The following is a 24,530-nucleotide window of genomic DNA, read 5'->3' as shown; positions in this document are numbered from 1 at the left end:
CAATATGAGCGGGAATTTAGGTGGAGGGGTAAAATGCGAACGATCATGTGTGTGGCAATGCTTCTGTCGTCGGCTGGCGCTGCCTTCGCGTCGGGTGGCATCTGGTGCTCCACCGAGGACACGGCGGCGACATTCGAGGTCGAGGCAGGCGTCACCAGAGGCATGGGCGGGCCGACCTTCAACTTTCGAGGCAACCTCGAAATTCTGAGCCGGCCTGCCGGCGACAGCCTGCGCAAGACGGTGTTCGAGGATTCCAACCTGACGCAGTACTGGCTCGACGGCAAGGAATTGCGGCTGAACATCTATCGCGAGCACGAGGTCGCCCAAAAGATCAATTCGGTCGAACTGACGATCCTGACCAAGACCAGCGACGAAGGCGTCTACGACGGGAGCTATACGCTCTCCATCTACGACGCCGCGGCGGATACGGACCAGGACGGCAAACCGGTTGAAATCAGCGGCAAAGTGTCGTGCGGAGCGGAGTGAGCGGGGTCAGGCCGTGATATCGATGACGCCGCAATCGCCGGCGGCACTGCCGAAGGCGACCCGGCGTTCTTCCTTGTCCCACATCATCGAGGTGATGGCGCCCTTGCCCGGCCGTCGCAACAGCACTTCCTTGGCGTCGGCAAAACGCACCGCCATCACCATCCCGTCATCATAGCCGACGGCAACGACATCCTGGCTCGGGTGGCAGGCGACAGCCGTCACCATGGCGTTGCCGCGCGTGCCGAGCTCCAGCGGTGCCTTGCCCATTGGACCATCCTTGCCTGAAAACGGCCAGACGATCGCCGCCGGCGCGCCGGAACTCGCCAGCCATTTGCCCTTCACACTCCACGACAGGCTTTTGACCTTGCCGGGATAGCCGGTCATGCGCATGTGCTTGCCTTCGGCGAGCTTCCAGCCGTGCAATGCGTTTTCTTGCATGGTGGTGACGAGGAAGGCGCCATCGGGAGAGAAGGTGATGCCGGTGTGGGCGCCGGCCCATTCAAGCTCCACCGGCTTGCCCTCGGCGGCCGGGAAATGCAGCGTCGCGCCATTGTAGCGGGCGACACCGAAGCGCATGCCCTTGGGCGAGAAGGCCAGCCCCTCGACCGAACGCGGATGGACGAATTCCCTCGTCTTGCCGTCGGCGAAGCGCACGAAGGCCGTCTTGCCTGAGGCATAGGCGATGGCGCCTTGCGGCCCGGCGGCAACGCTGGTGATCCACTTCTTGGCCGCGCTTGCCAATTCCGTGACCTCGCCGCCCGCTTTCACGGAAAACACCTTGCCGTCCTCGCCGCCGGTGATCAGCCGGTCATTGGCCCCATCAAGAAAGGCGGCGAGCAGCCCGTCATTGGCCTGAATTGTCTTGTGGCCATGGTCGAGCCGATGGACGGCGCCGTCGGCCATCGCGAAATGCGGCACGTCGCCGAGGAAGACGGCAGCGATGCAGTGGCCTTCGAGATCAAGCGGGGCGACTGTTGGCATGGGAGATTATTCCATTCGAGATTTATGCTGGTCGTCTAACCTCGCTGGGTCGCCAGCGCGGCTGGGTGCGGCCGGCCTTCTCCCCTTGTGGGAGAAGGTGGATCGGCGCGCAGCGCCGAGACGGTTGAGGGGTGGGTGACGGATCTCCGTCAGCGCCAAGCTGGAACACCCCTCATCCGACCGAGCTTCGCCCGGCCACCTTCTCCCACAAGGGGAGAAGGAAGGAGGGGCAGCGCTAGCGCTATAAAGTCTGGAAATCAAGCCGCCTGGCAGGCGTCAAAACTCTTCTTCAGCCGCTCGGCGTCGAGTTCCCTGCCGATGAACACCAGCCGGCTCTCATGCTTCTCGCCGTCCTTCCAGGCGCGCTGGTGGTCGCCCTCAATGATCATGTGCACGCCTTGGATGACATAGCGCTCATCATCGCCCTTGAGCGCTATGATGCCCTTCAGCCGCAGGATGTTGGGGCCTTCCATCTGGGTGATCTTCTCGATCCATGGGAAGAATTTCTTCGGGTCCATCTCGCCGCCGCGCAGCGAAACCGATTGCACCGTCACGTCATGGATGTCGGAAGCATGCGCATGATGGTGGTGCCCGTCATGATCATGGTGGTGATCGTGGCCGTCATGGTCGTGGTCATGATGGTCGTGATCGTCATGCGCCTCAAGGAAGTGCGGATCGTTTTCCAGTGCCCTCGACAGGTCGAAGGCGCCGCGGTCGAGCACTTCGGTCAGGTCGACGCCAGCGCGGGTGGTACGATGGATCTTTGCCGCCGGATTGATGGCGCGGATCGTCGCCTCGACCTTGGCGAGCTCTTCTGACGTGACGAGGTCGGTCTTGTTGAGCACGACGACGTCGGCGAAGGCGATCTGGTCCTCGGCTTCCCTGGAATCCTTGAGCCGCAACGGCAGGTGCTTGGCGTCGACCAGCGCCACCACCGCGTCAAGCCTGGTCTTGGAGCGCACGTCGTCGTCCATGAAGAAGGTTTGTGCCACCGGCACCGGATCGGCCAGCCCGGTGGTCTCGACGACGATGGCGTCGAAGCGGCCGGGGCGGCGCATCAGGCCCTCGACGACACGGATCAGGTCGCCACGCACCGTGCAGCAGACGCAGCCATTGTTCATCTCGTAGATTTCCTCGTCGGATTCCACGATCAGATCGTTGTCGATGCCGATTTCACCGAACTCGTTGACGATGACGGCGTAGCGCTTGCCGTGGTTTTCCGACAGGATGCGGTTGAGCAGCGTCGTCTTGCCGGCGCCGAGATAGCCGGTGAGAACGGTTACGGGGATCTGCGTCTGTGCGTCGCTCATGGCTTGCCTCGAATTATCTTGGCCGCGAAAATTCGGCCTAAGAAATGGGATTGTTGGCTCCATATAGGATGTGCGCCGGGCTTTTGCACGGGGCAAACCGATGGCCAAACCGGCTTGCTGCATTGCCGAATCGTTGGCGAAAGCCGTTGTGATCGCCTAGATCAGGGCGACAGAGGCCAATTCGAGAGGCAAGATATGTCCGGCAAGCCATCCTCGTTCTCAATGAGCCGGCGCCAGGCGCTCGGTTTGATCGCGGTCACCGCCGGCGGTGGCGCCTTCCTGCCCGCCGCCGCGATGGCAGACCAGACTTCACCTTATGCCGGACTGGCCTTGTTCGAAAACGGCGCCGGTGTCTGCACCATCACGCCCGAGGCGACCGAGGGACCGTTCTATTTCGATCCGAAGCTAGAACGCGCCGATGTCACCGAAGGCAAGAAGGGCATTGCCCTTGATGTCCGGCTGCAGGTTGTCGACGCGGGCTGCCGCCTGCTTGCCGGCGCTCGTGTCGACATCTGGCATTGCGACGCGCAAGGCGCCTATTCCGGCTATCCCGGACAGGGTGATGGCCGCGATCTCGACACCTCGGGCCAAACCTTCCTGCGTGGTTGGCAAAGGACCGACGCGAGTGGCATCGTTTCCTTCGCCACGATCTATCCCGGCTGGTATCGCGGCCGCACCACCCACATCCATTTCAAGGTCTTTCCCGACGACAGTTCGGTGATGACCGGACAGTTGTTCTTCCCGGACAGCCTCAGCGAGCAGATTTTCACCGCTGTCGCGCCCTACAACGACCGGTCGGGCGAGCGCGACACCTCGAATGCCGCGGACGGCATAGCCAGGCGGGCCGGACCGCAATCGCAGGCTGCGCTGCGCGAGCTGGAGGATGCCTATCAGGCGCTGATGATCATCGCGGTGAAGTCCGGCTGAGCGGCGGTCACTCCATCACTTTGCTCGCGGCGAAAATTCCGGCCGGGAATTCGTTTGTCATCTAACTGAAATAAACATCTGGCATTAGCCACGGCGGACACCACAATGCTTGCCGGCAAAGCTGTTTGAAGCTCCGGAATCTTTTTCATCGTCGATTGCCAACCGGCCGGCTGCCTCTATGCTGCCCGCACCGGTACGGCCGAAGAGGGATGACCATGGCCAAGGCGGATAAGACTGCGACAATGAGCCGGCTGCATTCGGCGGCAAGGCTGGCAAGAACGGCGCTGGCGGCCCGGCTTCTGGCGCACGGCTTCTATGCCGGCCAGGATCAGATCATGCTGGCGCTCGACCGTGAGGACGGCCAGACGCCGGGCAATCTTGCCGGACGCCTCGGCGTGCGCCCACCCACCATCACCAAGACAATCAACCGGCTGCAGGCCCAGGGTTTTCTGGAAAAACGCGCCTCCTCGGCAGACGCCCGTCAGGCGCATATTTTCCTCACCGATACCGGCCGCGATATCATCCACGCGATCGAGAAATCGGTGAAGAAGACCGAAAAGCAGGCGCTGAAGGGCCTCGACAAGAAGGACCAGAAGTCGCTGTTCAAACTGCTTGCCCGCATCGAGGCCAACCTCTCGAACGAGGAACTGGTGCTCATCGACGACGACGCCGAATCGGACGACTGACCGGCGGATTGTCGCGGCAGGCGATCAAGCCGCCGCGGCAGAGCCCTGGATCAGCGACGACCAGCGTCCCGGTGTCATGCCGAACGCCTTCTTGAATTGCCTTGTGAAATGGCTCTGGTCGCTGAAGCCGGCTTCGACCGCGATCTGTGCCAACGGTTCGCCGGCGGCGATCATCCGCCGCGCCCGCTGAAGCCGGCGCATCACCAGGAAGCGATGTGGACTGGTGGAGAAAGCGGCACGGAAATGCCGTGACAAGGCATAGCGATCAAGCCCGGTTACAGCTTCCAGTTCGCCGGAACGCACCGGCCGGTTCAGGTTTTCCGTGAGATAGTCGCGCGCCAGCGCAGCCGCCCGCCACGCCGTCCTGGTCATCGGCTTCGCCGACTGGCCGCCATGCCGGGTCAGGCTTTGCATCAGTTCCGTCAGGAAGTCGTCGACGAACAACTCGTCGAGTTCCTGCTCCAACGGACCCAGCGCCGAAAGCAGCGTTGCGCAAAAGGCGGCGTCCGTCACCACGCCATCCCTGACAAAAGGCAGCGAAGCGCCGCCAAGGCAGCCGAGCATCAGCGACGGCTCCAGATAGAGCATTCGGTAGCGCAGGCCGTCCTCGGTGCCGGCGCCGCCGTCATGCAACTCGTCGGGATGCAGCACGATGATCTGGCCCGGAAGGCTGTGGCGCGCAGCGCCGAGATAGCGAAACGTCTGCACACCGTGCAGCGTCACCCCGATCGCATAGGTGTCGTGGCGATGCAGGTCGAAGGCGCTGCCATGGAAGCGCGCCTCGATCCGCTCCATGCCTGCGGGATCGGGGGCGGAGATGATACGGTTTTCCGCCGCATCGACGCACAAACGTCCAAGACCCTTGTAGGCCTGGCTGTCTAGATCGTGCGACATCATCTCCTTCAGCCTCGCATTGGGGCACAAACCGAATGGCCAATGTCTCATGTTCGATACGAAATTTGCAATCGTGCTCAGGGAAGATCTGCCGGTCTGGCAGAAACTCAACGTCACCGCTTTCCTGACCAGCGGCATCGTCGCGCAGTTTCCCGATATCATCGGTGCACCCTATCGCGACCGCGCCGGCAATCTCTACAACCCGCTGTCGATCCAGCCGGTCATCGTTTTGTCCGCCGACCAGACGACGCTGGGCACCATCCATCGGCGCACGCTGGAGCGCGGCGTGACCACCTCGCTCTATGTCGAGGAAATGTTTTCGACCGGCTTTGACGCGGCCAACCGTGCCGTCTTCGCCGAATTCGCGCCTGAAGACGCCAAGGTGGTCGGGATCGCGCTTCGCGCCGACAAGAAGCTGGTCGATAAAATCACCAAGGGCGCCCGCATGCACGCCTAGCCAGGGCACTACGCCTGCCGGCGGCTCTTGTTGTGCCAGCAGGCTTTCATGTCGCGGCAGTCGACAATTGGCTTGCCGGGAGCCGGCAATTCCCGCAAAGGTGGGCTCCAGCCCAGCTTCCCACCCGGCCTGCAAGTGAGTGCTCCCCAAAGACATGTAGAAAGCGCGACGCCCCCGGTGGCGATCATGTGCATGCTTTCCACCTATGTCTTCTTCACCTTCCTCGACACATCAAGCAAATACCTCGTCCTTGCCGGCGTTTCCGTGCTGGTAGTTGCCTGGGTGCGCTTTGCCGTGCATGTCGTGCTGGTCGGCGCGCTGCTGCGCGGCTGGCGCCAACCGGTGCGGTTTCGTCCGGTCAATCTGCCGGCGCATATCCTGCGCGGGGCGTTCCTGTTCGGATCGACCATATTCAATGTCCTGGCGCTCAAATCCCTGCAACTGGCCGAGACCACCTCGATCTATTTCTTCGGGCCGATGGTGATCACGGCACTGGCCGGTCCGCTGCTTGGCGAGTGGGCCGGCTGGCGGCGCTGGCTGGCCATCCTGACGGCCTTTGCCGGCGTCCTCATCATCACCCGGCCGGGCGTCGGCGTTTTCGGCATCGGACATCTCTTCGCGCTCGGCTCGATGCTGTCGAACTGCTTCTACGTCATCATGACGCGCCGCATGTCGGCGACCGAGACATCGGAGAGCCTCATCCTGTTTTCGGCGCTGGCGCCGGCGCTGTTGCTTCTGCCCCTGCTGCCGTTTTCGTTTTCCCTGCCGCATGACGGTTGGCACTGGTTCGTGCTGCTGATGCTCGGCGTGTTCGGCGGCGTCGGTCACTGGCTGCTGGTCCAGGCCTACCGGCTGGCGACAACCACGGCTTTGGCGCCCTATCCCTATTCGCAGATGGTGTGGATGATCATTTCCGGCTGGATCGTCTTCAAGCAGTTTCCCGACCGCTGGACATTGGTCGGCGCCGCCATCATCGTCGCCAGCGGTCTCTACATCGTCCATCGCGAGCATAGGCTTCGGCTGCGGAGCCGCGCGGCCTCGGATGTCGAGGCCGAGGCGTTGGCAAAAAAACTTTGATTTGCCCCCGATCGGTGGCATAACGCCGCCTTTAAACAGTTTAGGTCTGGAAATTCAGGTCCGGGGAGCACACGTCGCTGGCACAAAAAATCAAGCTTTCGACGATCGCGGATGCGCTCGGCGTGTCCACGGCTACGGTCTCGCTGGCGCTGCGCGACAGCCCTCTGGTTGCCGGTACCACGCGTGACCGCATCAAGGAACATGCCCGCGCCATCGGCTATATCTATAACCGACGCGCCGCCAGCCTGCGCACCTCGCGTTCCGGCATTGTCGGCGTCGTCGTCCACGACATCATGAACCCATTCTTCGCCGAGATCCTGCGCTCGATCGAAAGCGAGCTCGACCGCAGCCGGCAGACCTTCATCCTGTCCAATCATTATGATCAGCTCGAAAAGCAGCGCACCTTCATCGATACGCTTTTGCAGCTCGGCGCCGACGGCGTCATCATGTCGCCGGCCATCGGCACGCCGGCTTCCGACATCGTGATGGCCGAGGAGAACGGCCTGCCGGCTGTGCTGATCGCGCGCACCGTCGAGGGTGCCGACGTGCCGGTCTTTCGCGGCGACGACTCTTATGGAACAGGCCTTGCCACCAACCATCTGATCTCGCTCGGCCACAAGCGCATCGCCATGATCGGCGGCACCGACCAGACCTCGACCGGCCGTGACCGCTACCAGGGCTATGTCAACGCGATGGAGGCGGCCGGGCTGGAAGTCAGGCCGTCATGGCGCATCGCCGGCCCACGCACCAAGCAGGCCGGCTTCGAGGCCGCCGGACAGTTCCTGGCGCTGAAGGACAGACCGACGGCTGCCTGCTGCTGGAACGACCTTGTCGCCATCGGCCTGATGAACGGCATTGCCCGTGCCGGCCTTGTGCCCGGCGTCGACATCTCCGTTACCGGCTATGACGACCTCGAAGAGGCGGCGATCGCGACGCCGGCCCTGACCACCGTCTGGAACGGCCAGCGCGAGGTTGGCCGCCGCGCCGCCAGCGCGTTGCTCGACAAGCTCAACGGCCAGACGGTGCGGCCCTCGCAGGAATTGATCAAGCCGGAACTGCATGTGCGTCAGTCGACCGGCAAGCCGGTGGAGCGTGCATGACCAAGGCCGAACAGTTGCAGACCGTCGCCATCTTGGTGCCGGGCGATTTCAACGACCATGCGGTCGACCGCATCAACCGCACATTCAGGCGTGTCAGAATAGAACGCGCCGATCCGTCCCTCATCACCGATGAGATGCGCAACGATGTGCGCGGCATCGCTTCGTTTGCCGGCATCAACGCGGCGATGATGGATGCATTACCCAACCTCGAGCTCATCGCCTCCTTCGGCGTCGGCTATGATTCGGTCGATGTCGGCCATGCCCGAGCAAAGAACATCATGGTCACCAACACGCCCGATGTGTTGACCGAGGAGGTCGCCGACACCACGATCGGGCTGTTGATCAACACCATCCGCGATCTGCCGCGCGCCGAAACCTGGCTGCGCGACGGAAGCTGGGTGCGCAACGGCAACTATCCGCTGAGCCGGCTGACCTTGCGCGGGCGCAGTGTGGGTATTTTCGGCATGGGCCGCATCGGGCAGGCCATCGCCCGGCGTCTGGAAGCTTTTGGCTTGCCGGTCGCCTACCACAACCGGCGCCGTGTCGAAGGTCTTCCCTACCAGTACCATGCGACCCTGAAAGGACTTGCCGAGGCCGTCGATACGCTGATTTCGGTCGCGCCGGGGGGCGCCTCGACGGAGAAGGCGGTCAATGCCGAGATCCTGTCGGCGCTTGGCGCCAACGGCGTCTTCGTCAACATCGGCCGCGGCAGCACAGTCGATGAGGCAGCGCTCGCGGCAGCGCTCGCCAACGGCACCATCGCCGCCGCTGGCCTCGATGTCTTTGCCGACGAACCGAATGTGCCCAAGGCGCTGCTCGACGCTCCCAACACCTCGCTGCTGCCGCATGTCGGCTCGGCCTCGGACCACACCCGCCGCGCCATGGCGGATCTGTGCGTCGACAATCTGGTGTCGTGGTTCGCCAAGCGTCGGCCGTTGACGCCGGTCCCCGAGACGGCGGAAGTCAAGGCGCGAGCTTGAGGCTGCCACACTTATTAACGTCAGCTTAACCCTTTGGAATCATTATTCAACCTATCCGTGTATGTGGATGAAGAATGATGAAAGCACTTTCCGCATTGATCGCTGCCGCAGCGCTGTTTGGTGGCATTCAGCTGTTTCATGGCGGCAGCGGGGAAAGCGTGGCCAACGAGGCCGCCCCGTCCAACAGCTACAGGCTGGTCGCCAATGGCGATGAGGCGGTCTGTGCAGTCAGCCGCGGGGCCGAAATTTCGGACGGTTTGTCGCTGCTCACCGTTGCTCCGAAATGCCGCCGGCTCTTGCCGGGCATAGAGCAGGCGAAGTTCTGGCGCGAGCAAAACGACGGCACGGTCGCCTTCAGCGCCAACGGCGTCGATCCGATCGTCACCTTCGCGACTGCCGACGGCGACGGCTACGAATCCTATGCCCCAGCGCTGCCGCTGCTGTCGCTGGCGGCCATAGGCGATAAGAAATCTGGTGACTGATTATTCCGCTGCGGCCCGCGCGCCAGCCTTCGCTGCGGCGTGCAGCCGAACCGCATCGCCGAAGGCCCGGAATATTTTCACCGAATTGCTGTCCGACTTGACCCAGTATTCCGGGTGCCATTGCACGCCGACGGCGAAGGCGCGGGCGTCGCGCACCGAAACCGCCTCGACCGTGCCGTCGGTGGCGACGGCCTCGACCTGCAGCTTCGAGCCGAGCCGGTCGATGGCTTGGCGGTGCAACGAATTGACCTTGATGTCGCCGGCACCGAACACACCGGCCAGGCAACTGTCAGGTTTGATCGAAATGGTCTGGTGGATGGCGAAGCGTTCGTCCTGCTTGTCGCTCACCGGCGCGCGGTGGTCGAGCGAGCCCTCGCGCTCCTGGATCTCGGTGCCGAGCGTGCCGCCCAGCGCCACGTTCAATTCCTGGATGCCGCGGCAGATGGCGAGCAGCGGCACGCCGCGTTCGATCGCCCGGCGGATCAGCGGCAGCGTCGTGGCGTCGCGCGCCGGATCATAGGGGCCATTGGCTTCGCTGGCGTCGCCGCCATAGAGCGAGGGATGCACATTGGATTTCGAGCCGGTGACCATGACGCCGTCCACCGACGACAGGAGCTCGTCGAAGTCGAGCCGGTCGCCAAATGACGGCACCAACAGCGGGAACACGCCGGCGCCGGTGATCGCCGCTTCCAGATATTGCTGCGGGGCGGCGTGCCAAGTGTAGTTGTCGAACTGACGAACGTCGGTCGATATGGCGACGAGCGGCTGATGCATTTTGCTCTGTGTTCCATCTGGGCAAGGGATACCTGCCGCTAAAATAGGCGATCCCCGGTTGTTTTTCCATGCCAAGTTTCGGCGTGTCGCATGGGCCACGAAACGGCCTGTTAGACTATAGTTGCAGGGCAGCCGGGCTTCGCCGTCAAATCGGGCCGCCGTGCTGGACTCGACTTCTTGCCCGTGTATTGTCTCGAACGAACCGACACGGAAACCGAGGATTTCCTGACGTCGGCCTGTTGATCCAAAAGGGAGGAACTTCATGGATCGTCGTTCATTCATTCGCAAGGCCGGTGTCACCGGCGTCGGTGCCGCCGCGGCGGCGGCCACGCTGGCAGCGCCTGCAATCGCCCAGTCCAATCCCAAGGTGACATGGCGGCTGGCGTCGTCCTTCCCGAAGTCGCTCGATACCATCTATGGCGGCGCCGAGGTGTTCTCGAAGATGCTGTCGGAAGCCACCGACGGCAATTTCCAGATTCAGGTTTTTGCTGCCGGTGAGCTGGTGCCTGGCCTGCAGGCCGCCGACGCCACCACGGCCGGCACGGTCGAGGCCTGTCATACGGTGGCATATTATTACTGGGGCAAGGACCCGACATGGGCGCTGGGTGCGGCGGTTCCCTTTTCGCTCAACGCACGTGGCATGAATGCCTGGCATTACCATGGCGGCGGCATCGACCTGTTCAACGAGTTTCTCGCCACGCAGGGCCTTTTCGGCCTGCCGGGCGGCAACACCGGCGTCCAGATGGGCGGCTGGTTCCGCAAGGAAATCAACACGGTGGCCGACCTTTCCGGCCTCAAGATGCGAATCGGCGGTTTTGCCGGCAAGGTGGTGCAGAAGCTCGGCGTCGTGCCGCAGCAGATCGCCGGCGGTGATATCTATCCCGCGCTGGAGAAAGGCACCATCGACGCGGCCGAATGGGTTGGTCCCTATGACGACGAGAAGCTCGGCTTCTATAAGGTCGCGCCCTATTATTACTATCCCGGCTGGTGGGAGGGCGGCCCGACCGTCCACCTGATGTTCAACAAGGCGAAGTACGAAGAACTTTCGCCGACGTACAAGTCGCTGCTGCACACTGCCGCGCAGGCGGCCGACGCCAACATGCTGCAGAAATACGATTATCTGAACCCTGCGGCGGTGAAGCGACTGGTGGCCGGCGGCGCGAAACTGCGCCCGTTCAGCCAGGAGATCATGGCTGCCTGCTTCGAAAAGGCCAACGAGGTCTATACCGAAATGGAAGCCTCCAACGCCCCGTTCAAGAAGATCTGGGAATCGATCAAGGGCTTCCGCAAGGAGCATTATCTCTGGGCGCAGGTGGCCGAATACAATTACGACACCTTCATGATGGTCCAGCAGCGCAACGGCAAGCTGTAGTCGGCCGGACTTCTGCTCAAAAGCTCTCTGGGCGGAACCCGCTCAGGGAGCTTTTCTGCATATGCCGGGAGGCGAAGCCGACGGTTCAGCCTCGGCGCGGCACCACCAGAACCTTGACCTCGCCGGGCGCCGGCGGATTGGCGATCACCGCTGGCGCTTCTTCAAGCGACACCTGCCTGGAGATCAGCCTGTCGATCTCGATCGCACCGGAAGCGATGAGTTCGGCGGCGCGGCGATGGGTGTAGGGATTGAGGAAGGAACCGAGCACCTTTAGTTCCCGGAACAGCAGGTCGAACGGCTCGAATTCAGCTTTCACGCCTTGCGGCGTCACGCCGACGATGACGACCGTGCCACCGGCGCGGGCCAGCCGCATCGACTGCTCGACGGTCTCTCGCACGCCCGCACATTCGAAGACGACGTCGACACCGCCTGGCACCAGCCCCACCGGTCCGGCGATGGCATCGATGACATCGGCGGTGGTTGGATCGATAGTCATTGTCGCGCCGAGGTCCTCGGCGAGGGCGCGCCGCGAGGCTTGCCTGGTCGACAGGATGATGGTCGTGGCTCCCGCCAATCTTGCCAGCTGCACGGTGAGCAGGCCGATCACGCCGCCGCCAAGCACGACCACCGAGCTGCCCGGTTTGATCCCGGCAAGGTCGACGCCGTGCAGGCAACAGCCGAGCGGCTCGCAGAACGCGCCGTGCATGGGATCGAGACCCGCAGGCAGGACGAAAGCCTGCTTCTGCGGCAAGGCAAGATATTCGGCAAAGCCGCCATCGCGATGAATGCCGATGGCGCGCAGATTGCTGCAGAGATTGACTTGTCCCGCGTGACAACGGACGCAGCGCCCGCAGGCGATGTTGGGGTCGCCGGTGACACGATCGCCGATGGCAAAACCCGAGACCGATTTTCCGATCGCCTCGACGAGACCGGAGAACTCATGGCCGGGCGTCACCGGCGGCGTGCACGGAAATTCGCCGTGAAACAGATGCCGATCCGTGCCGCAGACGCCGCAGGCTTCGATGCGCACCAGTAGCTCATCCGCACCGATGTCAGGCATGTCGACGTCGCGCAGCGTGATGCCGCCCACTGCTTCCAGCCGCACCGCTTTCATGGTTTTGACCATGCCGGTTCAGTTGATGCTTGGCGGTTGCGACAGGTCGGGCTGTGGCGTTGCCGGCTTGGCCGGCGGCGAGTCGCCGAAGCTCGGCGGCTGCGATAGATCGGGGGCGGCGGGAGCCGTGCCGCCGCCGGCAGGCGCTGCGCCATCCGCCGGCGGCGTGCCGAGCGGCGACAGGCCGGGCATCTCCGGCACCTGGTAGTCGATCGTGCCCGGATCGACGGTCGTTCCCTTGTAGTGCATCACCATTTGCGGGAAGGCGATGGTCAACCCGATCATGATCACCTGGATGCAGACAAAGGGCACCGCGCCCCAATAGATCTGCCCGGTGGTCACCGGCGCGATTTGTTTGCCGGTGAGACGATCGAGATAGGGCACGCGCGCAGCCACCGAACGCAGGTAGAACAGCGCGAAGCCGAAGGGCGGGTGCATGAAGCTGGTCTGCATGTTGACGCCCAGGAGCACGCCGAACCAGATCAGGTCGATGCCGAGCTTGTCGGCGGCGGGCGCCAGCAGCGGTACGATGATGAACGCCAATTCGAAGAAGTCGAGGAAGAAAGCGAGGAAGAAGACGAGCATGTTAACGCCGATCAGGAAGCCGACCTCGCCGCCCGGCAGCGACGTCAAAAGGTGCTCGACCCAGATGTGGCCGTTGACGCCGTAGAAGGTCAGTGAGAACACCCGTGCGCCGATCAGGATGAAAAGCACGAAGGACGATAGCCTTGTCGTCGAGGCCAGTGCCTGCTTGACGACGTCAAGCGACAAGCGCCCCTTTGCCGCCGCCATGATCAAGGCGCCGACGGAACCCATGGCGCCGCCTTCGGTCGGCGTGGCGATGCCCAGGAAGATGGTGCCCAGCACCAGGAAGATCAGCGCCAGCGGGGGGATCAGCACGATGATCACCTGCTGCGCGAGCCTGGACATCATGTTGAAATTCAGGCGTTTGTCGGCAATGGCGACGATGTAGATGAACAGGACTCCGGCAGTCGCGCCGAGAATGTCGGCATTGTCGCCATGCGCCGGCGCCAGATAACGATACGCCGCGTAGGAAACCGCTAATGTGACCAGCAAAGCCACCAGCAGCGACATCACGCCATGGCCGAGTGTACGGGCCTCGAGCGGCAGCGCCGGCATCGAGTTCGGCCGGATGATCGACATGATCAGGATGTAGGACATATAGAGGACGGTGAGCACGAGGCCGGGGATCAGCGCGCCGGCATACATGTCGCCGACCGAACGGCCGAGCTGGTCGGCAAGCACGATCAGCACCAGCGACGGCGGGATGATCTGGGCAAGCGTGCCGGAGGCGGCAATGACACCGGATGCGAGCCGGCGGTCATAGCCATAGCGCAGCATGATCGGCAGCGAGATCAGGCCCATGGCGATGACGGAAGCCGCCACCACGCCGGTGGTCGCCGCCAAGAGCGCGCCGACGAAGATCACCGCATAGGCAAGGCCACCGCGGATTGGCCCGAACAGTTGGCCGATCGTGTCGAGCAGGTCTTCGGCCATACCCGATCGCTCGAGCACGATGCCCATGAAGGTGAAGAACGGGATGGCCAGCAGCGTGTCGTTCGACATCACCCGGCTGCCGTAGAAATTATCCGGCAATGCGTGCAGGAGCGGCCAGGCGAGGTTGATCGATCCTCCGGAATAAGGCGACAGCAGCACGCCGATGAAGAAGAACATCAAGCCGTTGGCGGCCAAGGAAAAAGCGACGGGGTAGCCGATCAGCAGGAAGATGATCAGCGAAGCGAACATGATCGGTGCCATGTTCTGCGCGATGAACTCCATCACGAGCGCACCTCGTCGGCCAGCGCCTTGGCTTCGAGTTCGGCCTGTTCATGCACGGAAATGAACGGATTGGGATCGTCCATGTCGCCGCGCATGATGGCGATCTTCTTGATGATCTCGGAGATGCCCTGCAGCGCGAGCAGGAAAAAACCGACGAGCAGGATGGCCTTGGCCGGCCAGATGATCAGACCACCGGAATTGTTGGACATCTCGCCGCTGCGAAACGACAGCGACACATAGGGCACGAAATAGATCACCATCAGCGTCACGAACGGCATCAGGAAGAAGAGATGCCCGAGCAGGTCGATCCAGTGCTGCACGCGGCGTGAAAACAGGCCGTAGACGACGTCGATGCGGATATGCTCGTTCTGCTTCAGCGTATAGGCGGCGGCCAGCATGAAGGCGGCGCCGAACAGATACCATTGCAGCTCGAGCCAAGCGTTCGAGGATATGTCGAACACCTTGCGGATAATGGCGTTGGCGGCGCTCACCAGGATCGCCAGCAGGATCAGCCACGATATCCACTTGCCGATGAATTCGTTGGCGCGATCAATTGTCCTGGATAGAGCAAGAAGCCCTGCCATGCATTCCTCCCTTGTACCGGAGGCGTGCCGGCTTCCCCCTTTTGTCCGTCACGCCGCGTGGTCCAACGGTATGCCGCGCGTGGACTGACGGGTCAACAAGGATAGAGGGAGCAAATATCATCGCATGGCAGACAGTGCCCAATACCGGCGATCTGCCCTGGCGTCATGCAACCAAAGTCTGACGTTTCAGGCGATTTTGCCGGTGTCGCGGCCGGCGCCGATCAGGATCAGCGTCGTGACCAGGAACAGATACATCCACGCATCGCGCCATTCGACCGGGAAATAGCCGGCCCACAGCGATTCGGCCATGCCGAAGGCGGCCGCGCCGAGTGCCGCGCGCAATGGCGAGAGATAGCCGCCGACCGCCGTCACGAACAGGATTTTCAGGCCGTAGACGAGGCCCGAGCCGAAGCTGACATTGCCGTAATAGAGCCCGGCCATCACACCGGCCAGCGCGGCGCAGAAGCCGCCGAACAGGACCGCGTGCCGGAACACCGCGCGCACCTCGACGCCGCACATAGCGGCTGCCTTGGGGTCGTCGGAGACGGCGCGCCAGCGCCGTCCGAAGCTCGACCGGGCAAAAGCCCAGCTGGCCAGCGCGATTGCCGCCACCACCACGGCGCAGTCGATGAGCTGGATGAGCGTCAGCGTTGCCCTGAAGGTGGCGCCCTGCGCGAAAACGATAGGCTGCGCCAGCATCGGCGGCAGCCACAGATCGTGCGTGTCGGCGGCGATGCGGCTCGCTTCGGACAGCAGCAGCAGGATGCCGAGCGTCGTCACCACGATTGCATTGGGTGTGCGGTTGGCCAAAGGTTCGAAGACACTGCGCGACAGCACGTGGCTGATCAGCGCGGCATAGAGGAACGCAGCGACGACGCCGAGCGCCACCGCCGCCAGCAGCGTCAGCCACAGCATCTGATAGCCGAAGGCCGCGGTCAGGATCATCGTCTGGCCGCAAAAGGCGAACAATGCGCCATAGGCGAGATTGGTGCGGTGCAGGATGCCGTTGGTCAGCACATAGCCAAAGGCGAGCAGCGCATAAAGCGCGCCCGAATGCAGCCCGTTCAGCACCTGCTGGAAGAAATAGAGCATGCAAAACCTCGAAGCATGCCGCCCAAAAGTGCGAAGCGGTCCTGGCCAACGACAGGCTCAAAAGGCTGCGAAGATCGCCGCAGCCCAGAGTGAGGGTGCATCGCTGAATCTAACTTGTCAAATACGATTTATAGGTTAGATTTTGGCCATGACGGTATCCTGGACCCCGCACCGCTTCACCGGCGGCCTGCTTGCGCTCGACACAGCGAACACCGTCGTGCTGCGCGGCGATCCGGGGCGAACCTTCGATCGCTTCGACGATCCGGCCGAGATTGCCCGCTTCGCCGATGCGGCGAGCCGCTTTCGCGCTGCCGAACTTGGCGATAGGCCATTGGCGGTATCCTCGGCGGTGGCGATTGCACCCGTCGTGCTGTCGATCCGCGAGGCGACCGACCGGCTGTTTCGTGGAGCGGCGTCGAAGGGCGCGGTTGCCACCACTGATCTGCCCGGATTCCTGAGAGCTTGCGCCGATGGCCTTGCCGGCAGCCGGACCGAGATCGGTGCGCCGGGGAGGCCGTTCGGTGATCCCCTGACGCCGATCGCCTTCGAGGTGGCACTGGCGGTTTCGGCGTTGTCGCTTCTGCGCGACGACACCGTCGCGAGGCTCAGGATCTGTCCCAATTGCACCTGGCTGTTCGTCGACAGAAGCCGCAATTCCAGCCGCCTTTGGTGCGACATGGCGGTGTGTGGCAACAGGCAGAAGGCAAGCCGTCACTATCGTCGCCGTCGCATGGCGGAAAATGAGGTCAGGAATGCGTAGCGGCCTTTCCCGTTCGATCCTTGTCGGCGTGGCACTCATCGCGGCCGTTGCGCTGGGCGCCTGCCGCGATAGCGGCAATGACGAAGGCAAGCTGTTCGAGATTTCCGGCAAGATATTCGTCTTCAACTACCGCCTCGCAAGGGCGACTTATGTCGTGACCCTGCGGCCGCTGAAGCCGATGGGAGAGGGCCAGGTCGCGGTCGCCAGCTTCCAGGATCCCGCCGGCGGCGCGCCTCTGGTGGTCGAGCAGAAGGTCTGGCCGAAGCTCGACAAGGTGACGCTGGAGAGCCCGGCACTGACCTGCGTCGTCAAGAACAAGCCCTATGCGATTGCCATCAGCATCAAGGGCGCCGACGGCGCGGTCCTGCAGAAGATCGATACCACGCTGATGTCGACGGAAGACCAGTCGATCCTGCCCGACCGGCCGCTGGTCATCGACCAGCTCTACACCGCCAATCCCGATCTCGTCGGCCATCCCGACGGCAAGCTGCCGGGCGAACCGAAGCCGGATTGCTCGAAGGGCGGCTGACGCGTCGCGGCCATCCGGGCCGCAGCTGAAATTTTCGTGCGCCGGGCAATGTCCGTGGATCGGTTTCATACCCGATTCAGGATGGCCGCGGACTGTCCGTTGCGCGTTGCCTGGCATCTGCGATTTTGTTTGACCTGCCTTGCAAGGGGAGAAAGGATGCGTCATCCGACCCCGACGTTGGCTGCCTGCCCCGCGTGGCCTCCGCAGAGGAAATGCCTGATGACGCTGCACGACGTCGCGCTCGACGACAAGTTCGATCTCGCAAAGGAGCGCATCTTCCTGTCCGGCGCGCAGGCGGTCATCCGCATGCTGCTGATGCAGCGCGAGCGTGATCGCCGCGCCGGCCTGAACACGGCCGGCTTCGTCTCCGGCTATCGCGGTTCGCCGCTCGGCGGCCTCGACATGCAGCTTTGGAAGGCGAAGAAACAGCTCGCCCAGGCTGACATCGTCTTCCAGCCGGGTCTCAACGAGGAGCTTGCCGCCACCGCTTGCTGGGGAACGCAGCAGACGGAACTGCTGGGCGAGGGCACTCATGACGGCGTCTTTTCGGTCTGGTACGGCAAGGGACCGGGTGTCGATCGCTCAGGCGACGTGTTCCGCCACGCCAACCTCGCCGGATCGTCGAAGCATGGCGGCGTGCTTGCGCTGATGGGCGATGACCATATGGCCGAATCCTCGACCAATGCGCACGCCACCGAATTCCTGTTCGTCGACACGATGGTGCCGATCCTCAATCCCGCCGGTGTCCAGGAGATCATCGATTACGGGCTCTACGGCTTTGCCATGTCGCGCTTTGCCGGTACCTGGGCGGCGATCAAATGCGTCAAGGATAACATCGAATCGACCGCCTCGGTCGATGCCGCGCTCGAGCGGCTGAACATCGCCGTGCCGGATTTCGACATGCCATCAGGCGGTCTCAACATCCGCCACGAGATCGATATGCTCGGTCAGGAGGAGCGGCTGCATGAGCACAAGCGCGCCGCGGCTTCCGCCTTCATCCTTGCCAACGGGCTGAACCGCATCGTCTATTCGGGCGGCCGCAACCCGAAGATCGGCATCATCACGCTGGGCAAGAGCTATCTCGATGTCCGTCAGGCGCTGGAGGACATCGGCATCGACGAGGCGGCCGCCAACCGGATCGGCGTGCGGCTGTTCAAGGTCGGCTGCCCCTGGCCGCTCGACCTGCATCACATCGCCGATTTCGCCCGCGGCCTCGACACCATTGTCGTCGTCGAGGAGAAGCGCTCGCTGATCGAAGTGCAGCTGCGCGAAAGCCTTTATGGCACTGCCACCCAACCGGTCATTATCGGCAAGAAGGACGAGCGCGGCGACTGGCTGTTTCCGGCCAAGGGCGCGCTCGATCCCAACGAGATCGCCATTGCGCTTGGCGAGAGGATCGTCAGGACCATCGGCCCGTCCGAAGAGATTTCGGCGCGGGTGGCGAAGCTGCGCCAGTTCCAGGCAATGCTCACCGAGGCCACCGACATCGGCTCGCGCACACCGTTCTTCTGTTCCGGTTGCCCGCATAATTCGTCCACCAAGGTGCCGGACGGCTCTATCGCCGCGGCCGGCATCGGCTGCCACTTCATGGCGCTGTGGATGGACCGCAACACCGTCGGTTTCACGGCCATGGGCGGCGAGGGCGCGCAATGGGTCGGCCAGGCGCCGTTCTCCAAGCGCGAGCACATCTTCCAGAATCTCGGCGACGGCACCTACAACCATTCCGGTACGCTGGCGATCCGCTTCGCGCTGTCGAGCGATGCCAACATCACCTACAAGATACTCTACAATGACGCCGTCGCCATGACCGGCGGCCAGCCGCACGAAGGCGGCCTGACCGTCGACATGATCGCCAGGCAGGTGCGCGCCGAAGGCGTCGACCGCATCGCCATCGTCACAGATGAGCCCGGAAAATATGCCGGCAAGGCCGAATTCCCGGCCGGCGCCACCATCCATCACCGCGACGACCTCGATCTCGTCCAGCGCGAGCTGCGCGATGTCAAAGGCGTCTCCGTGCTGCTCTACGACCAGACCTGCGCCGCCGAAAAACGCCGCCGCCGCAAGCGCGGCACCTTCCCCGATCCCGACAAGCGGGTCTTCATCAACGAGCTGGTCTGCGAGGGCTGCGGCGATTGCGGCGTGCAGTCGAACTGCGTCTCGATCCAGCCGGTCGAGACCGAATTCGGCCGCAAGCGCAAGATCGACCAGTCGAGCTGCAACAAGGATTTCTCCTGCGTCAACGGCTTCTGCCCGTCCTTCGTCACTGTGCACGGCGCCAAGATCCGCAAGGCCGAGGGCCTGGCCGGCAAGGCCGATCCGCTGGAAGGCGTGCCTGTGCCGGCGCAATTCCCGCTTGGCGAGCAGGGCTGGGCGGCGATCATCGACGGCGTCGGCGGCACGGGCGTCGTCACCGTAGGTGCGGTGCTTGGCATGGCGGCGCATCTCGAGGACAAGGGCTGCGGCATGATCGACATGGCCGGCCTCGCCCAGAAGGGTGGCTCGGTGTTCACGCATGTCCGCATCGCCCGCACCCCCGACGACATCCATGCCATCCGCGTTTCGGCCGGCAAGGCCGATCTGGTGCTTGGCTGCGATCTCGTCGTGTCGGGCGCCAAGAAGGTGCTGACCGCGGTGCGCGAGGGCCACACCATCTTCGTCGCCAACACCGCCGAGATCATGCCTGGCGAATTTGCCCGCTCGGCGGATTTTTCGTTGCCGATAGAGCGGCTGAAAAAGGCGATCCGTGCGGCCGCGGGCGACGACAAGGCGCATTTCTTCGACGCTACCCGCACCGCCACGGCACTTTTCGGCAACTCGCTCGGCGCCAACATGTTCATGCTCGGCTTTGCCTTCCAGCATGGCGGGCTGCCGCTATCCGCCGAGGCGGTCGAGAAGGCGATCGAGCTCAATGGCGAAGCCGTGGCGATGAACGTCGCCGCGTTCCGCTGGGGACGTCGCGCTGCCCATCAGCCGGAATTCGTGCGCGGCCTCGTTGCCCAGCCGGGTCCAGCCGTCGCTGGAAAGGCCGGCCCGGGCACGGATGTCGCCGAGACACTGGACGATATCATCGCCCGCCGCGTCGCCTTCCTGACAGCCTATCAGAACGCCGCCTATGGCAGGCGTTATGCCGAAAAACTGGCCGTTTTGCGCGCCGCCGAAGCGAAGGCCGTACCTGGGTCGACCACGGTATCGCAGGCCGCCGCCAGGAACCTGTTCAAGCTGATGGCGATCAAGGACGAATACGAGGTGGCGCGGCTCTACACCGACGGCTCTTTCGCCGCCGAACTGGGCAAGCAGTTCCAGAGCTACGAAAGGCTCGAATTCCACCTCGCGCCGCCGATCATGGGCCGTCGCGGCAATGACGGAAGCCCCCGGAAATCGAGCTTCGGCCCGTGGATGATGAAGGGTTTTCGCGTGCTGGCGGCGATGAGGGGCCTGCGCGGCACCGCCTTCGACCTGTTCGGCTATACCGCCGAACGGCGCATGGAGCGACGGCTGCTGGCGCAGTATGAGGCGGATCTGGAGCTCATCGCCGGATCGCTGGCCCCGGCCAGGGTCGATGCGGCCGTTGCGCTGGCCTCGGTGCCGGCCCTCATTCGCGGCTATGGTCACGTCCGTCGAGCCAGCGCCGACAAGGCTTCGAGCGAACGCCAAAGGCTGCTCGAACGCCTATCGAGTACGCCGGCGCGGCCGAAACTTCAGGCCGCGGAATGATCGATACGCCTTGTTTACCTGAACGACAATTTCCTTGCTTTCCGTTGCGTCACCCGGCTTGACGGCAGGAGCGGCGGGGCCTCTCTAAATCTTTCTTAAGGCGGATGTGGCACTGCTTGGCTCCCCAGGGTTGGGATTCAGGCGTTGAATCTGATAAAGAAGAACGAGATTCCGGTCGACGTCTACATTCCGTTCGTGGAAACCTTGTTTCGCGACGGGTTGACGCTTTCGATAGGATTCTTTGCCCAAACCCTGCTGGTCGTGCTGGTTTACTGGAAAACCATGGATCCGGCCTATCTCGCCGTCACCCTCGGACTGCTGGCTGTCGCCTTCCTTCGTCTTCGCAACATCAGGAAATATCGTCACGCTCCTTCGCCTCAAAATTGGGAAGAGGCGCGTCGCCGCGAGAACGACTACATACTGTACGGCTCGATGCATGGCTTCATGCTTGGTGCCTTTTGCTTTGTCGGCATCTATCTTGCCTATGACCCGTTCGCGGAAATAGCTGCCGTCTGCGTGACGCTTGCCTCCGCCACGTCTATTGCTGGCCGCAACTATGGTTCGCCCAGGATGGTCGTGATCTTCATTATGACCATGACTTGGCCGATCTCGCTGGGCTTCATCCTGCGGGGCGATCCCTATCACTTCATTCTCGGCCTGCTTTCGGCGCCATTTCTTTTTGCCATCAAGCGCTTCGCCGATCTGGTCCGCGAGGTGCTCTTCGCCGCCCTGTCCGAGGAAAAAAAGGCCAATCGCATCGCCCAGCGCTTCAACCGAGCGCTCAACACCATGTCGCACGGCCTTGTCATGCTCGGCCCGGACGGCCGCGTCGCGGTGGCCAATGCCGAGGCCGCGCATCTGATGTCGCTCAAGTCGCCCGACGCGCTGCTCGGCCGGTCGATCCATGGTCTGTTGATGCGCGGTGTCGCCGGCGGCATGCTGGCGCCCAAGGATTGCCGCTACATCGAGGCCCAGCTGACGCGTGCCCTGCGCGAGGGCCGCGACCGCAAGGTGCTGGTTTCCCTCGCCAACGGCCAGCATTACGAGTTCTCGGCTCGCGAAGGCAGCCAGGAACTGGGCGTCATCACCTTCGAGGACGTCACCGCCCGTGTCGAGGCGGAAGACAAGATCCGCTTCATGGCACGTTACGACAACCTCACCGGCCTGCCCAACCGCGCCTATTTCCATGAACTGGTAGGCGAGGCCATGGTATCAGGCGATCGCGATCGTCTCTGCGGCCTTGCGGTGCTCGACCTCGACGATTTCAAGAGCGTCAACGACACGCTTGGCCATCCGATCGGCGATGGCTTGATCTATGCCGTTGCCGAGCGGCTTGCCGCCATTGCCAGGCAAGATATCACGGTCAGCCGTTTCGGTGGCGACGAGTTCATGATCTTCTTCGACCGCGTCGAGGATGAGAGTCATCTGACCAGCCAGCTCGACGAGATTTTCGCCGGCCTGCAAGGGGAAGTCGACGTCGCCGGTCACGGGCTGCGCATTCAGGCCAGCGGCGGCGCGGTGCTGTCACGGGTCAAGGATACCGATGTCGACGCCATGATCGTCAAGGCGGACCTGGCGCTCTACAAGGCCAAGGAGCTCGGCAAGAACAGCTGGCGGCTGTTCGAAGCCTCGATGGATGCCGCCTTCCGCAACCGTCAGCTGATGAAGGCGGACCTGCGTACAGCCGTGGAAAGCAAGGGCTTGAGGGTGGTCTATCAGCCGATCGTGGCGATGAGCACCATGCGTATAGCCAGCTGCGAGGCGTTGTGCCGGTGGGATCATCCCGATCTCGGGCCGATCTCGCCCAGCATCTTCATTCCTTTGGCCGAGGAAATGGGCATCATTTCCGAGATCAGCACCTTCGTGCTGCAGGCAGCCTGCGCCGAATGCGCCAAATGGCCGGACCAGACCAGCGTCTCGGTCAATCTCTCGGCCAAGGATTTCCGCAACCGCGACGTCATCCAGAAGGTTCGCGATGCGTTGGCCGGCTCCGGCCTCGCCGCCTCCCGGCTCGAGATCGAGGTCACCGAAACGGCGCTGCTCGACGACAAGTCGCTGACGCGCCAGTATATCGAGGAGCTGAAGCAGATCGGCGTACGCATCGCGCTCGACGATTTCGGCACCGGCTATTCGAGCCTGAGCTATCTGCACAAACTGCCGCTCGACAAGATCAAGATCGACCGCTCGTTCCTGATGGACGTCACCCAGAACCCCCGTTCGCTCGAGCTGCTCAAGGGTATCGTCAACCTATCGCGGCCGCTGGGGCTTTCGGTCACCGTCGAGGGTGTAGAGACCTTCGAGCAGCTCAAGATACTGGCGCTGCAGGTCAAGCCCGACCTTGTCCAGGGGTTCCTGTTCGGTTCGGCGCTCAGCGCTTCCGGCATCGAGACCATGTCGAACACGGTATGGCCCTTCGCCAAGGACATCAATACAGCCAAGAGAGCCGCACGCCGCTGACCGGTGCCGGGAAGAATGTCGCCTTTTCATAAAAATTTACGGATCGTTAACGTTAATGATCGGTAAACGACGTGTGCTCCATTTTCATCTTTTACATCTCAGGGTCCCGTCGTAGGTTGAACTGCGGCGGAAACTTACGAGGGTTTGAGTATGGATGTGCAGTTGGAAGCGCTTGGCCATGTGGCGGGCGGGGGTGAAGAAAATTCGCCCTACAGCATGTCGAGTTTCGCCCGCAATGTTTCAGCGATGCTTGAGCGGACGGAATATCGTCGCTGCGACAAGGGGGAGGATCTCGAAGACATCTATAGGTTACGCTACAAATCCTATCGCTTGAATGATATGGTGTCGGAAAACCCGGAACATATTGTGCATGACGAGCTCGACGAAGCTGAAAATTGTTCCAAGTTCGGCGTCTATATTGACGGCATCCTGGTCTCCACGGTGCGCATTCATCATGCCTGCCGGGCCACGCCACAATCGCCGTCTACAACTGTCTACGGCGACATCCTGCGCCCGATGCTGGCTGCGGGTGCGCACTTTGCCGATCCGAGCCGCTTTGCTGCCGACCCAGACTGGTCGAAGGTCTATCCGCAGATCCCCTACCTGACGCTGCGCCTTGCCGGAATGGCCTGCTTCTACTTCGACGCACCTTACTGTCTCTCGACTATCCGGCCCGAACATGCGGGTTTCTACCGTCGTATCTACAGTTCTGAGCAGATCGGCGAGCTGCGCGACTATCCAGGCCTGAACTACAAGGTCGTGCTCTATCGCGCCAATGTCGCTGCCATTCGCGAGCGGTCGTTCTCGCGCTTCCCATTTTTCCGATCCACATCTCTGGAGCAGCGTATGCTGTTCGAGACACCTGGTGCTGGAGAATTGGCGCCGCTGACCATCCTGCCGACTGCCAAATATTTTCGCGAAGCCGCCTGAGATTAGGCGTTTCGCAGAACCACT

At 62.8% G+C, this 24,530-nt stretch carries 23 protein-coding genes; 14 read left to right on the top strand and 9 right to left on the bottom strand.

What is annotated here, in order from left to right; all coding sequences use genetic code 11:
• Positions 1 to 33 precede the first annotated feature (33 nt).
• Positions 34 to 486, top strand: coding sequence for a hypothetical protein (locus NKJ67_RS02020; RefSeq protein ID WP_127808210.1), 453 nt, complete (start codon positions 34 to 36; stop codon positions 484 to 486).
• 6 nt (positions 487 to 492) lie between these two features.
• On the opposite strand, the gene NKJ67_RS02015 is transcribed toward NKJ67_RS02020, so the two are convergent.
• Together NKJ67_RS02015 and NKJ67_RS02010 are read right to left on the bottom strand one after the other, a co-directional pair.
• Positions 493 to 1,467, bottom strand: coding sequence for a WD40 repeat domain-containing protein (locus NKJ67_RS02015; RefSeq protein ID WP_352580252.1), 975 nt, complete (start codon positions 1,465 to 1,467; stop codon positions 493 to 495).
• 257 nt (positions 1,468 to 1,724) lie between these two features.
• Positions 1,725 to 2,777, bottom strand: coding sequence for a CobW family GTP-binding protein (locus NKJ67_RS02010; protein WP_128307231.1), 1,053 nt, complete (start codon positions 2,775 to 2,777; stop codon positions 1,725 to 1,727).
• Positions 2,778 to 2,972: 195 nt separating this feature from the next.
• Here NKJ67_RS02010 and NKJ67_RS02005 point away from each other — a divergent pair, with 195 nt between their 5' ends.
• Positions 2,973 to 3,704: an intradiol ring-cleavage dioxygenase gene (locus tag NKJ67_RS02005; protein WP_128307230.1), complete on the top strand. Its 732-nt coding sequence runs from the start codon at positions 2,973 to 2,975 to the stop codon at positions 3,702 to 3,704.
• Here NKJ67_RS02005 and NKJ67_RS02000 read toward each other — a convergent pair.
• Positions 3,668 to 3,853, bottom strand: a complete 186-nt coding sequence (locus NKJ67_RS02000; protein WP_127319450.1) for a hypothetical protein — start codon at positions 3,851 to 3,853, stop codon at positions 3,668 to 3,670. The two genes, NKJ67_RS02005 and NKJ67_RS02000, sit on opposite strands and share 37 nt — an antisense overlap.
• Before the next feature lie 66 nt (positions 3,854 to 3,919).
• On the opposite strand from NKJ67_RS02000, the gene NKJ67_RS01995 reads away from it, so the two are divergent.
• Complete coding sequence (locus NKJ67_RS01995; RefSeq protein ID WP_127266503.1) at positions 3,920 to 4,390, top strand: MarR family winged helix-turn-helix transcriptional regulator; 471 nt, start codon at positions 3,920 to 3,922, stop codon at positions 4,388 to 4,390.
• Between the two features lie 24 nt (positions 4,391 to 4,414).
• Here the strand turns inward: NKJ67_RS01995 and NKJ67_RS01990 are convergent, their stop codons facing one another.
• Positions 4,415 to 5,284, bottom strand: a complete 870-nt coding sequence (locus tag NKJ67_RS01990) for an AraC family transcriptional regulator (protein ID WP_128307229.1) — start codon at positions 5,282 to 5,284, stop codon at positions 4,415 to 4,417.
• A 49-nt stretch (positions 5,285 to 5,333) separates the two neighbouring features.
• Here NKJ67_RS01990 and NKJ67_RS01985 point away from each other — a divergent pair, with 49 nt between their 5' ends.
• From NKJ67_RS01985 to NKJ67_RS01965, 5 genes are all read left to right on the top strand, one after another.
• Positions 5,334 to 5,741, top strand: a complete 408-nt coding sequence (locus NKJ67_RS01985) for a DUF2000 family protein (protein ID WP_128307228.1) — start codon at positions 5,334 to 5,336, stop codon at positions 5,739 to 5,741.
• 192 nt (positions 5,742 to 5,933) lie between these two features.
• Positions 5,934 to 6,818 (top strand): DMT family transporter, encoded by an 885-nt coding sequence (locus NKJ67_RS01980; protein WP_164898470.1) that lies wholly within the window; start codon positions 5,934 to 5,936, stop codon positions 6,816 to 6,818.
• Between the two features lie 77 nt (positions 6,819 to 6,895).
• Positions 6,896 to 7,918 carry a LacI family DNA-binding transcriptional regulator gene (locus NKJ67_RS01975; protein WP_127259551.1) on the top strand — a complete coding sequence of 341 codons (1,023 nt, stop codon included), beginning with the start codon at positions 6,896 to 6,898 and terminating at the stop codon, positions 7,916 to 7,918.
• Positions 7,915 to 8,898, top strand: coding sequence for a 2-hydroxyacid dehydrogenase (locus tag NKJ67_RS01970; protein ID WP_352580251.1), 984 nt, complete (start codon positions 7,915 to 7,917; stop codon positions 8,896 to 8,898). The genes NKJ67_RS01975 and NKJ67_RS01970 overlap by 4 nt, the downstream gene beginning before the upstream one ends.
• 77 nt (positions 8,899 to 8,975) lie before the next feature.
• Positions 8,976 to 9,380, top strand: a complete 405-nt coding sequence (locus tag NKJ67_RS01965) for a hypothetical protein (RefSeq protein WP_352580333.1) — start codon at positions 8,976 to 8,978, stop codon at positions 9,378 to 9,380.
• On the opposite strand, the gene NKJ67_RS01960 is transcribed toward NKJ67_RS01965, so the two are convergent.
• Entirely contained in the window at positions 9,381 to 10,154 is a 774-nt protein-coding gene (locus tag NKJ67_RS01960; protein ID WP_127266508.1) for a gamma-glutamyl-gamma-aminobutyrate hydrolase family protein, read from the bottom strand.
• Positions 10,155 to 10,416: 262 nt separating this feature from the next.
• On the opposite strand from NKJ67_RS01960, the gene NKJ67_RS01955 reads away from it, so the two are divergent.
• Complete coding sequence (locus NKJ67_RS01955) at positions 10,417 to 11,526, top strand: TRAP transporter substrate-binding protein (RefSeq protein ID WP_013528215.1); 1,110 nt, start codon at positions 10,417 to 10,419, stop codon at positions 11,524 to 11,526.
• 85 nt (positions 11,527 to 11,611) lie between these two features.
• Here the strand turns inward: NKJ67_RS01955 and NKJ67_RS01950 are convergent, their stop codons facing one another.
• From NKJ67_RS01950 to NKJ67_RS01935, 4 genes are all read right to left on the bottom strand, one after another.
• Positions 11,612 to 12,640: a zinc-dependent alcohol dehydrogenase family protein gene (locus NKJ67_RS01950; RefSeq protein ID WP_352580332.1), complete on the bottom strand. Its 1,029-nt coding sequence runs from the start codon at positions 12,638 to 12,640 to the stop codon at positions 11,612 to 11,614.
• A gap of 18 nt (positions 12,641 to 12,658) precedes the next feature.
• Positions 12,659 to 14,443 (bottom strand): TRAP transporter large permease, encoded by a 1,785-nt coding sequence (locus NKJ67_RS01945; RefSeq protein ID WP_352580249.1) that lies wholly within the window; start codon positions 14,441 to 14,443, stop codon positions 12,659 to 12,661.
• The gene (locus NKJ67_RS01940; protein WP_127266510.1) at positions 14,440 to 15,024 is read right to left on the bottom strand and encodes a TRAP transporter small permease subunit; all 585 of its coding nucleotides are present in this window, start codon (positions 15,022 to 15,024) and stop codon (positions 14,440 to 14,442) included. Before NKJ67_RS01940 ends, NKJ67_RS01945 begins: the two co-directional genes overlap by 4 nt.
• 186 nt (positions 15,025 to 15,210) lie before the next feature.
• A complete protein-coding gene (locus NKJ67_RS01935) occupies positions 15,211 to 16,116 on the bottom strand; it encodes a branched-chain amino acid ABC transporter permease (RefSeq protein WP_352580247.1) in 906 nt (301 codons plus the stop codon).
• A 148-nt stretch (positions 16,117 to 16,264) separates the two neighbouring features.
• Between NKJ67_RS01935 and NKJ67_RS01930 the strand changes: the two genes are divergently transcribed.
• From NKJ67_RS01930 to NKJ67_RS01910, 5 genes are all read left to right on the top strand, one after another.
• The gene (locus NKJ67_RS01930; protein ID WP_352580245.1) at positions 16,265 to 16,876 is read left to right on the top strand and encodes a CGNR zinc finger domain-containing protein; all 612 of its coding nucleotides are present in this window, start codon (positions 16,265 to 16,267) and stop codon (positions 16,874 to 16,876) included.
• On the top strand, positions 16,869 to 17,405 hold the full coding sequence (locus NKJ67_RS01925) for a hypothetical protein (RefSeq protein WP_127321648.1): 537 nt from the start codon (positions 16,869 to 16,871) through the stop codon (positions 17,403 to 17,405). The genes NKJ67_RS01930 and NKJ67_RS01925 overlap by 8 nt, the downstream gene beginning before the upstream one ends.
• 219 nt (positions 17,406 to 17,624) lie before the next feature.
• On the top strand, positions 17,625 to 21,119 hold the full coding sequence (locus NKJ67_RS01920; RefSeq protein WP_352580244.1) for an indolepyruvate ferredoxin oxidoreductase family protein: 3,495 nt from the start codon (positions 17,625 to 17,627) through the stop codon (positions 21,117 to 21,119).
• A 144-nt stretch (positions 21,120 to 21,263) separates the two neighbouring features.
• The gene (locus tag NKJ67_RS01915; RefSeq protein WP_127267398.1) at positions 21,264 to 23,576 is read left to right on the top strand and encodes a putative bifunctional diguanylate cyclase/phosphodiesterase; all 2,313 of its coding nucleotides are present in this window, start codon (positions 21,264 to 21,266) and stop codon (positions 23,574 to 23,576) included.
• A 150-nt stretch (positions 23,577 to 23,726) separates the two neighbouring features.
• Positions 23,727 to 24,506, top strand: coding sequence for an N-acyl amino acid synthase FeeM domain-containing protein (locus NKJ67_RS01910; protein ID WP_352580242.1), 780 nt, complete (start codon positions 23,727 to 23,729; stop codon positions 24,504 to 24,506).
• Positions 24,507 to 24,530: the final 24 nt, after the last annotated feature.

It is taken from the genome of Mesorhizobium sp. M0088, assembly GCF_040322895.1.
GTDB lineage: Bacteria > Pseudomonadota > Alphaproteobacteria > Rhizobiales > Rhizobiaceae > Mesorhizobium.
The sequence above is the reverse complement of the archived record's forward strand: the minus strand, read 5'-3'. Positions and strand labels throughout refer to the sequence as shown.

Bases quoted from the DNA above. Each gene is read 5' to 3' on its own strand.
- NKJ67_RS02020 (WP_127808210.1), top strand. From the start codon at position 34: ATGCGAACGATCATGTGTGTGGCAATGCTTCTGTCGTCGGCTGGCGCT.
- NKJ67_RS02015 (WP_352580252.1), bottom strand. From the start codon at position 1,467: ATGCCAACAGTCGCCCCGCTTGATCTCGAAGGCCACTGCATCGCTGCC.
- NKJ67_RS02010 (WP_128307231.1), bottom strand. From the start codon at position 2,777: ATGAGCGACGCACAGACGCAGATCCCCGTAACCGTTCTCACCGGCTAT.
- NKJ67_RS02005 (WP_128307230.1), top strand. From the start codon at position 2,973: ATGTCCGGCAAGCCATCCTCGTTCTCAATGAGCCGGCGCCAGGCGCTC.
- NKJ67_RS02000 (WP_127319450.1), bottom strand. From the start codon at position 3,853: ATGAAAAAGATTCCGGAGCTTCAAACAGCTTTGCCGGCAAGCATTGTG.
- NKJ67_RS01995 (WP_127266503.1), top strand. From the start codon at position 3,920: ATGGCCAAGGCGGATAAGACTGCGACAATGAGCCGGCTGCATTCGGCG.
- NKJ67_RS01990 (WP_128307229.1), bottom strand. From the start codon at position 5,284: ATGTCGCACGATCTAGACAGCCAGGCCTACAAGGGTCTTGGACGTTTG.
- NKJ67_RS01985 (WP_128307228.1), top strand. From the start codon at position 5,334: ATGTTCGATACGAAATTTGCAATCGTGCTCAGGGAAGATCTGCCGGTC.
- NKJ67_RS01980 (WP_164898470.1), top strand. From the start codon at position 5,934: ATGCTTTCCACCTATGTCTTCTTCACCTTCCTCGACACATCAAGCAAA.
- NKJ67_RS01970 (WP_352580251.1), top strand. From the start codon at position 7,915: ATGACCAAGGCCGAACAGTTGCAGACCGTCGCCATCTTGGTGCCGGGC.
- NKJ67_RS01965 (WP_352580333.1), top strand. From the start codon at position 8,976: ATGAAAGCACTTTCCGCATTGATCGCTGCCGCAGCGCTGTTTGGTGGC.
- NKJ67_RS01960 (WP_127266508.1), bottom strand. From the start codon at position 10,154: ATGCATCAGCCGCTCGTCGCCATATCGACCGACGTTCGTCAGTTCGAC.
- NKJ67_RS01955 (WP_013528215.1), top strand. From the start codon at position 10,417: ATGGATCGTCGTTCATTCATTCGCAAGGCCGGTGTCACCGGCGTCGGT.
- NKJ67_RS01950 (WP_352580332.1), bottom strand. From the start codon at position 12,640: ATGAAAGCGGTGCGGCTGGAAGCAGTGGGCGGCATCACGCTGCGCGAC.
- NKJ67_RS01940 (WP_127266510.1), bottom strand. From the start codon at position 15,024: ATGGCAGGGCTTCTTGCTCTATCCAGGACAATTGATCGCGCCAACGAA.
- NKJ67_RS01935 (WP_352580247.1), bottom strand. From the start codon at position 16,116: ATGCTCTATTTCTTCCAGCAGGTGCTGAACGGGCTGCATTCGGGCGCG.
- NKJ67_RS01930 (WP_352580245.1), top strand. From the start codon at position 16,265: ATGACGGTATCCTGGACCCCGCACCGCTTCACCGGCGGCCTGCTTGCG.
- NKJ67_RS01925 (WP_127321648.1), top strand. From the start codon at position 16,869: ATGCGTAGCGGCCTTTCCCGTTCGATCCTTGTCGGCGTGGCACTCATC.
- NKJ67_RS01920 (WP_352580244.1), top strand. From the start codon at position 17,625: ATGACGCTGCACGACGTCGCGCTCGACGACAAGTTCGATCTCGCAAAG.
- NKJ67_RS01910 (WP_352580242.1), top strand. From the start codon at position 23,727: ATGGATGTGCAGTTGGAAGCGCTTGGCCATGTGGCGGGCGGGGGTGAA.